Annotated in this window: 7 protein-coding genes; 4 read left to right on the forward strand and 3 right to left on the reverse strand. The window is 36.6% G+C overall.

The window, feature by feature from the left end; genetic code table 11:
- From B9Y84_RS20130 to fumC, 3 genes are all read right to left on the reverse strand, one after another.
- Positions 1-963, reverse strand: a 963-nt coding sequence (locus B9Y84_RS20130) for a Mur ligase family protein (RefSeq protein ID WP_245830901.1), incomplete at its 3' end; no start/stop codon positions are given.
- A gap of 141 nt (positions 964-1,104) precedes the next feature.
- Positions 1,105-1,755, reverse strand: coding sequence for an SPOR domain-containing protein (locus B9Y84_RS20135; protein WP_085519202.1), 651 nt, complete (start codon positions 1,753-1,755; stop codon positions 1,105-1,107).
- Between the two features lie 74 nt (positions 1,756-1,829).
- Entirely contained in the window at positions 1,830-3,230 is a 1,401-nt protein-coding gene (gene fumC, locus B9Y84_RS20140) for a class II fumarate hydratase (RefSeq protein WP_085519203.1), read from the reverse strand.
- 702 nt (positions 3,231-3,932) lie between these two features.
- Between fumC and B9Y84_RS20145 the strand changes: the two genes are divergently transcribed.
- The 4 genes from B9Y84_RS20145 to B9Y84_RS20160 all read left to right on the forward strand — a co-directional run.
- A complete protein-coding gene (locus B9Y84_RS20145) occupies positions 3,933-5,030 on the forward strand; it encodes a DUF4856 domain-containing protein (RefSeq protein WP_085519204.1) in 1,098 nt (365 codons plus the stop codon).
- A 19-nt stretch (positions 5,031-5,049) separates the two neighbouring features.
- Positions 5,050-6,168 carry an imelysin family protein gene (locus B9Y84_RS20150; protein ID WP_085519205.1) on the forward strand — a complete coding sequence of 373 codons (1,119 nt, stop codon included), beginning with the start codon at positions 5,050-5,052 and terminating at the stop codon, positions 6,166-6,168.
- Positions 6,158-7,492, forward strand: coding sequence for an HTTM domain-containing protein (locus B9Y84_RS20155; protein ID WP_085519206.1), 1,335 nt, complete (start codon positions 6,158-6,160; stop codon positions 7,490-7,492). Before B9Y84_RS20150 ends, B9Y84_RS20155 begins: the two co-directional genes overlap by 11 nt.
- On the forward strand, positions 7,489-9,515 hold a 2,027-nt coding region (locus B9Y84_RS20160), incomplete at its 3' end, for a TonB-dependent receptor domain-containing protein (RefSeq protein WP_085519207.1). The genes B9Y84_RS20155 and B9Y84_RS20160, both read left to right, overlap by 4 nt.

A 9,515-nucleotide genomic window follows, 5' to 3' on the forward strand; every position in this document is an offset into this window, starting at 1 on the left:
CATTTTTAATGGCCTAATTTCTTTTAAAGCGCTTTGAATTATCTTAGTTGGAAAGCCCTCGTGAAGTAAAAGCAAAAGGCAATGCGTGATATTTTCTAAAGAGGCATAGTCTTTAAATGGCACTTGAAAGATATGGAATTGGTCATTAATAGGAATTCTAATAGCAGTCCCGTTTTCTCTTGCTTCAGTTTCAACGAAATAATTGGAAGTATTGTCTTCAAAAGACCAACCTATAAATTCTTTATCTTCCAAATTTTGCAAATTGTGCAAGGCATTTGAAATTTCAGGGAAGTCTTTACAGAAAATAATGGTGGAACAGCCTTTAAATAATTGTGCTTTTTGATTAGCTTTTTCTTCTAAACTAGGAAACCCTTCATCGTGAGCAGTTCCCAAATTAGTATAAATTCCGATTTTTGGTTTTATAATGGCCTCAAGCTTTTCCATTTCTCCCATTTTGGAGATTCCTGCCTCTATGATCGCATAGTCTTGATAATTGTTCAAGTGCCAAAGAGATAAAGGAACACCTACTTGAGAATTGTAACTTCTAGGACTCCTATAGACCGAGTAGGCCGATTCTATTAATTTACCAAGCCATTCTTTAACAATGGTTTTACCGTTACTCCCCGTTATACTTATTAAATTTCCTGTATAATGTTTCCTTTTAGAGCCCGCTAATGCTTGCAGTGCAGAGATGCTGTTGAACGCTTTGAAGAAATTAGCTTCAGGATAATTAGTAATGTTAATGTCGTGATCAATAATAAAATTTCTAATTCCTTTAGCATATAGTTCATCTATAAAGCGATGCCCATCATGTCTTTCACCTTTAATGGCAATAAATAGGTTTTTATTATTAGCGACTGTGTTTCTGCTGTCAATGAAAATATTCTCTATCGAATAGTCTTTGCGGAGTTGGGATATTTCTCCTTTTAGAATAATGGGTAGCGATGAGAATTCAATTTTCAAGGATGAGAAGGGATGGATTATATAGTTTGTATTAAAAAAAAAGCTTGCTTAAAAGTTATTGTAAACTGTCCGTTAACAATGTAAAGTTCCATTTTTATACTAAAAAGAGGACTTTAAACTTTTAAGCAAGCTTAAGAGCTATTATTGCCCAGCGTCTGCTGGCCTAGCTGAAAGGTTTTCTAAGACTTCTTTCAAAGGCACTCTTACACCTTCTTTGTAAGGTACAATCCAAGCTTCTTTCACTCCCATTTTTCGGAGGGTCTTCTTGAATTTATCAGCTTCCCAATAGTCTCTAAATCGCCCTAAAGTAATCCTTTGCAAGCCGTCATCAGTTTCTTCACCACTGAAGTTCGGATTGTTTTTAAAGTATTCCGACATATCAATATTTTCAAAAGCACCAACCTGTACCTTAAACCATGTTCCACTTTCATCTAAAGCTTCTGGTTCTTGGTTATTAGCGTCTTTTGCTTTTTTAGCCATTTCATTTGCTCTTTGTCGTTGAGCTTCTGCCATTGCTTTTGCTTCTTGAGCTTCTTCTTTTGCAGCGGCTATCTCTGCATTTTTATTACTCAGTTGCCCTTCAAGGTTTTCCACTTGTGAATTCAAGCTAGCAACAGAACTTTTCAGGCTTTCGTTTTCTTCCACCATGGCCTTCATTTGCTCGGGATTCCTTTTAAGCTCCTTAGCCATTTTTTTCATTTCTTTCTTTTCTTTTCTGCTCAGTTGGGCAGAAACCGAAAAAGCCATGCAAAAAATCATAAGGATGGCGATTAAACTTATCTTGCTTTTCATATGATGATTAAGTTAATTCTAAATTTATACAGTTAAAGTAAGCAAATAACTATAATAAAGACAAATATTACTATTTATTGTTTTTTCATACTGCCTATCATGTCCTCTGGTTTTACCCATTCGTCAAACTCTTCGGCTGTCATAAAACCGAGGTTAATGGCTTCCTCTTTCAATTTAGTGCCATTTTCATGAGCTGTTTTAGCAATTTTTGCTGCCTTTTCATAACCAATTTTGGTGTTAAGAGCAGTGACCAGCATTAATGAATTATCTAAATGTTCTTTAATTCTCTCGTAATTTGGTTCAATGCCAACTGCGCAATTATCAGTAAATGAAACACAGGCATCCCCAATTAGACGGGCAGATTGTAAGAAATTAGCTGCCATAACGGGTTTGAATACATTCAACTCATAATGACCTTGAGTACCTCCTACGGTGATGGCCACATCATTACCCATCACCTGAGCACAAACCATTGTGAGCGCTTCAGCTTGGGTGGGATTAACTTTTCCCGGCATGATAGAGGAGCCAGGTTCATTGGCAGGGATAATGATTTCACCAATTCCAGATCTTGGACCTGATGCTAATAGTCGAATATCATTTCCTATTTTATTTAACGAAACAGCTATCTGTTTCAATGCTCCGTGCGATTCTACAATAGCATCGTGTGCCGCTAAAGCCTCAAATTTATTTTCAGCGGTTCTGAATGGAAGTCCAGAAAAGTCAGCGATCTTTTCAGCAACTAGTTCAGCATATCCATCAGGAGTGTTGATTCCAGTCCCTACGGCAGTTCCTCCTAAAGCAATTTCTGATAGGTGGTCTAAGGTGTTTTTTAATGCTTTAATGCCATGATTCAATTGTGAAACATAACCCGAAAATTCTTGTCCAATAGTTAAAGGAGTGGCATCCATGAGATGGGTTCTTCCAATTTTTACAACCTTCTCAAATGCCGTAGATTTTTCTTGCAAGGTATCTCTTAGCTTTTCAATTCCTGGAATGGTATTTTCAACCACCATCTTGTAGCAAGCTATGTGCATTCCTGTAGGAAAAGTATCATTTGATGATTGTGACTTGTTTACATCATCATTAGGATGCACTACTTTTTCATCATCATACGTTTTACCTGCTAAAATTTGCGACCTATTTGAAACCACCTCATTTACATTCATGTTTGATTGAGTACCTGAACCAGTTTGCCAAACGACTAGCGGAAACTGATCATTGTGTTGGTTTTCTAGTATCTCATCACAAACTTTGGAGATAAGGTCTCTTTTTTCTTGACTTAAAACCCCTAATTCATGGTTAGTATGAGCAGCTGCTTTTTTAAGGTATGCAAAACCATGCACGATTTCTAAGGGCATGCTCGCCTCTGCCCCTATTTTAAAATTATTTCTACTTCTCTCCGTTTGGGCACCCCAATACTTGTCTGCGGGCACCTGAACTTCACCCATGGTATCTTTTTCAATCCTATATTCCATTACTTAATGCAGTTTTCGATTAACAGCGTAAAATTACAACTAATCATATGAATTTCTATGATTAAGTGCTAAAATCGACACATTAATAAATCAATATAATTAAATATTATATTAAATAAGTTATAATGATTTAGCATTTTACAGAAAATCACAATATTTTTGCATCGCAACAACAAGAAAGGCTTAAATGAATAATCTTTATAGACGACTGATGATGAGTATACTTTTGATATTTGTATGCATTTTATCAGTGAGCTATTGTCATCAACTGAAAGACGGGGATAAGAAAGTGATGTCCTCCTTAAAGGATATTAGAAATGTATCGGCAGCCTATGCCGTATTTCCCTGAATTGTAATTTCTTTATAAAATATCTAAGCGCTGGTGAATGTAAATCAATAGGAAAGGGCATTACCATTCTTATTCCTTCGATTAGCAACACGAAACATACTCCTTTTTTTTCAGAATGGAATCACTCAGCCTACTCATTACCATAAATTGAAAGATTTAAGAACGACCAACTTAGAAACGATTGGGAAATTTGACCTCATGAAACCAGTCTCTATTTCATAGAATAAGCGATTTGCGAATTTATTTAAATCTAATCTAAATAAATTTCAGTTTTTATTTGTAACCAATCTAAATAAAATTAATTTTGCATCATCATTAGAATCAATCTAAATACAAATATTAATTTTACCCAAATGAGAAACTTAAAGTTATTAGGATTAGCACTTTTAGCAACAATTTCCTTTACCGCCTGTGATGATGAAAACCCTACTGGTGAAAACAACGGAAATTATGAAATTCCATCTACCTATGATTTTGAAAATGTAAGCTATTCAGGCCAAACACAACGTTTGGATATGTTAGACGAACTAACTGTTTATATGAAAACAGCAAACAATGGAGCGGTATTGGACGCACAAAAGATGCTCGATATGTATGCCAATGAAAATAACGCTTTTGATAATGCAGAACTAAATTCGGCAGATTCTAAAGAATTGGAAAACAAAACGGTAGAAGCAGATATCGCTTTATTCAAATCTTTTATGAATGATTTTGCTCAGGCAACTATTGAGTCAAACGGAGGTGTGGGAAGTAATGGCACTCCAGGTGTTGTGACTTCGAACGATGGCGCAAACAAATACTTCTTTGACGCCAATGGAGTAGAACACATTCAATATATTGAAAAAGGATTAATGGGCTCTTGTTTTTACTTTCAAGGGGTATCCATTTATCTGGCTTCTGGAAAAATGGATGTTGACAATGAAAATATCGAAGCAGGGATAGGTACTGAAATGGAGCACCATTGGGATGAGGCCTTCGGCTACTTAGGCGTGCCTACTGATTTTCCTTCCAATATTGACGGACTCAGATTTTGGGGAAAATACATTAACGGAAGAGACGCCTTGTTGGGGAGCAATGAAATCTTAATGAATGCATTCATTAAGGGAAGGGCAGCGATTTCAAATAAAGATCTAGAAACAAGAGACGAGCAAATTGAAATCATAAGAAATGAGTGGGAAAAAGTTTCTGCAGCCACTGCCATTCATTATTTAAATCGTGCAAATTCTTCATTTGCTGATGATGCCATCAGGAATCATGTTCTATCTGAAGCCTGGGCGTTTATTTATGCCTTAAAATACAACCCAACTAAAAAGTTAACTAATGCTGAGATAGATGCAATTTTAGAAGATTTAGGAGATAATTTCTACACTATAACTACTGATGATATAAACACTGTTAAAGCAACTTTAGTAACTGCTTATGGATTTGAAGACATTCAAAACCAATTTTAATCTATCTTAATTTAGAAGTATGAAATCATTAAAATTTTCTTTCTTCATATTAGTTTTATTTACTTGTTTCACTGCCTGCGATCCTGAGTCGGGCAGTGAAAAAGTAGATTTTGACAGAGAGGCTTTTCTTATTAATATGGCTGACAATGTGATTGAGCCTTCAATTGAAGATTTTGCCTCAAAGGCTGAAGGCCTTTCTGTAGCAACTAATTCTTTTAACATTAATCTTTCATTAGAAACTTTGAATGTTCTAAGATCTGAGCTGAAAGCTACATGGTTAAGTTATCAACACTTGTCGTTTGTTCATGTTGGGCCTGTTTCAAACGTAAATTTGCGAGATAGAGTCAATATTTTCCCAACTAATACGGAGATAATTGATGAAAATATAGCATCGCAAAATTATGTTTTAGGTGCAGCGTCTAATGTGGCAGCCAAAGGTTTTCCCGCCTTGGATTACTTGCTTTTTGGTACTGCGAATTCTGATGAGGAAATTTTAGCATATTTTGGAGATCCAGAGCTTGGAAATCATCGCTTACAATATCTATCTGATGTTGTAGAAGATATACAAGCGACCTCTACTATAATGGTAGAAGGTTGGGGGGATTATCGATCAACCTTTATTGGAAATACTGGAACAGATGTAGGCAGCGCAACTAGCCTGCTAGTCAACGAGTATAACTTCCAATTTGATATTAGAATCAAAAATGCTAAAATCGGTTTTCCTTCTGGAGGAAACCCTCGAACTGGCGGAGTATCGTCTCCTGAAAATGTAGAGGGGTATTTTTCTGGTTGGTCTGGTGATTTAGCAGAGAAAGCGGTTCAAGCTTCAATAGAAGTATTTAAAGGAGAGCACTTCGATTCATCTGAAGATGGCTTAGGATTAGATGACTATCTCACAGCGCTTGATGCAAAAACACGAGACGAAGTTGATTTAAGTACTGCAATCATTAACCAAAAAATGATGGCTTTGGAAGAAATGGAGAAGATAGAAGCGCCTTACAGCGAAGTAGCGTCCACAGAAGGGGGGCAATTGGTTGCCGTTTATAATGAGCTACAAGCGGTAATTCCATTGATAAAGGTAGATATGACGTCAGCCATGTCTGTATCTATTACTTTCCAAGATAACGATGGTGACTAACTGGTTACCGACATATCGATTGAATCAAGTAAAACATATTGCTCCACTAGCTACCTTTCGGGTAGCTTTTGGTGTTATGATGCTAGCTTCCATTATTCGTTTTTGGTCCAATGGCTGGATAGCTAAACAATATATTGAACCAGAATTCTATTTTCCGTATTTCGGATTTGAATGGATACAAACATTTGGAGACCCGGGCATGTACCTCCTATTTGCTGCAATGGGCGTAGCGGCCCTTGGAATAGCTTTAGGAGCTTTTTACAGATGGAGTGCGATTCTTTTTTTTCTAAGTTTTACCTATGTTGAATTAATAGATAAAACCAATTATCTCAATCATTATTATTTTGTCAGTATTATTGCTTTTTTATTGATTCTGGTACCAGCCAATAAAGCTTATTCGATTGATGCTTGGCGCAGAAAAAAGCAAGAACTTTATGTTCCCGCTTGGAGCATTCATATCATTATTTTACAATTAAGTTTGGTGTATTTTTTTGCTGGTCTTGCAAAACTTCAGCCTGATTGGTTATTGGAGGCATTACCATTAAAAATCTGGTTGCCTTCCAGAGCAAATACTCCCATCATCGGCTTTTTGCTTGACTATAAGTGGACTGCGTATTTATTCAGTTGGTTTGGTGCCTTTTATGACTTAACAATTCCGTTTTTCTTACTCTGGAAAAGAACCCGTGTTATTGCCTACTTAACCGTAATTGCTTTTCACTTTATGACAGCTGCACTCTTTCAAATTGGCATGTTCCCCTATATCATGGTTGTCAGTACATTAATATTTTTCTCAGAGGATTTCCACCAAAGATTATGGAAAAGAATCTTTCCAGAAATAGCGTCAAGTATTCCAGAAAGGAGCAAATTATCTAATTCGTCCATTTTGAAATATTTCTTCATTGTTTATTTCGCTTTGCAAATATTGCTACCATTTCGATTCGCACTTTATCCTGGAAAATTGTTTTGGACTGAACAAGGATACCGCTTTTCTTGGAGGGTCATGTTAATGGAAAAAGTGGGATATACACAGTTTACAGTGAGCATTCCTGAGCAAAATAGGTCATTTGAGGTTCTGCCAAATCAGTTTTTAACACCTGTACAGGAAAAAATGATGAATACACAACCCGATATGATTCTACAATTTTCTCACTTCTTGAGAGATAAATATGAATCTGAGACGGATAAAGAAGTGGAAATATATGTGCAGAGCTACGCTACTATCAACGGAAAGGGAAGTCGCCCTTTTATTGATCCAAATGTAGACTTGGCGAGCATGAAGAGAGGTTATCAACATAAAAACTGGGTTCTTCCCTATACTAAATGAAAATACTGAAGATCCATATTGCCCTACTATTAATTGGTCTTTTTCCCCAATCACTGCTTGCCCAAGGAATTAAAGGGAGCATCATTGATACAGAAAGCCGAAAAGGAATTGAGCTTGCTGAAGTATTTGTTTTAGATACTCAATATAAAGCAGTCACCGATGAAAATGGTGATTTTGAACTCAGCTTGCCAAGCGGTGATTATCGAGTAGCAGCCTTTTACTTGGGCAGACAAAGTACAATTAAGGAAATTCAAATAGAAGAGGGCTGGAAAACTGTGGATTTCTCTTTGGCTCCCTTGTTTGAAACTTTGGAGGAAGTGAAAGCAGTGGGAAAGAAATCTAAAGTCTTCAATGTGACCAGATTAAATCCGGTGGAAGGGACATTGATTTATGAAGCTAAAAAAAATGAGGTAATCTCTATCGATCAAATAAACGGAAATTTGGCCACAAATAATGCCCGTCAAGTATTTGCGAAAGTTCCTGGCTTAAATATCTGGGAAAGTGACGGAGGTGGGCTTCAATTAGGAATCGGTGGCCGAGGATTAAACCCGAATAGAACGTCTAATTTTAACACCAGACAAAATGGATATGATATTTCTGCTGACCCATTAGGCTATCCAGAGAGCTATTATACACCACCTGTAGAGGCTCTTTCTAAGATTGAAGTAGTTAGAGGTGCGGCTTCACTTCAATATGGCTCTCAATTTGGCGGCATGATTAATTTCTTGTTTAAAAAAGCCCCAGAAGGAAAGCCTGTACAATTTCATACTAGGAATACCGTAGGGTCTTTTGGGTTGCTAAGTTCTTACAATAGTCTTTCAGGAAATACCGAAAAGATGGATTACTTTGTTTTTTATCAAAGAAAGCAAGGAGATGGATTTAGAGATAATGAATCATTTCAATCCAACACTTTATTTGCTGATGTGAATTTTGATATTGGAGATAAGTTGTATTTGTGTTTTGAATTTACGCATATGGATTATCTGGCCCAGCAAGCTGGTGGTCTTACTGACAGGATGTTTGAAGAAGACCCGAGACAATCCGTTCGAGAGCGAAACTGGTTTGGTATTGAATGGAATATACCTGCTATCATATTAGATTATAGAATCAATGATAAAACTAAGCTTAATTGGAAGACTTTTGGATTAGTGGGATCAAGAAAGGCTTTGGGGAATTTAGAGAGAGTTACTCAATCGGACTTCCCTGAGGAAGAAAGGAACTTATTGTGGGACGATTACAAGAATATTGGTTCTGAGTTAAGGTTCTTGCATCGCTATGACTTTCTCGGTCAGATTCAAGCTTTGGCAGTTGGTGCTCGATATTTTAAAGGTAATACGCAGCAACGTCAAGGACTTGGGCCAGCCGGCTATGCAGCAGATTTCACCTACTCCAATCCGGATAATTTGGAGGATTTGTCTTTCAGTTATCCTTCACAAAATATAGCGCTTTTTGCAGAGAACATTATTAATTTAAATAATCGCCTTAGTGTAACCCCCGGATTAAGATGGGAATATATCAGTACAAATAGTTCAGGTTATTATCGAAACATGGTCGAGGATTTGGCGGGCAATATCATTTTCGATACTACCATAAATGAATCTAAGTCTTTAGATCGTTCTTTCATGTTGGCGGGACTTGGCATCAGTTATAAAACACAGCAGGATCTGGAGGTATATGGAAATATATCGATGAATTATAGAGGCATTAATTTTAATGATTTGAGAGTGAATAATACCAATATTTTGGTAGATCCAAACTTAGAGGATGAAAGTGGGTACAATGCTGATTTAGGCTTTAGAGGAAATTACAGTGACTTCTTAAACTTTGATTGGAGTTTGTTTTACTTAGCATATAATAACAGATTGGGAGCCCTATTAAGATATGATGATGCAATTGATGGTTTTCCTAGAATCTACAGGTTTCGAACTAATGTGGGTAATGCTGGAATTGCTGGCTTCGAATCGTATACGGAAATGAACTGGAGCAAATTTTTGAACCCTAGGCCCATTCATGAATTCTCAAC

Source organism: Marivirga sericea (assembly GCF_900177665.1).
Lineage (GTDB): Bacteria > Bacteroidota > Bacteroidia > Cytophagales > Cyclobacteriaceae > Marivirga > Marivirga sericea.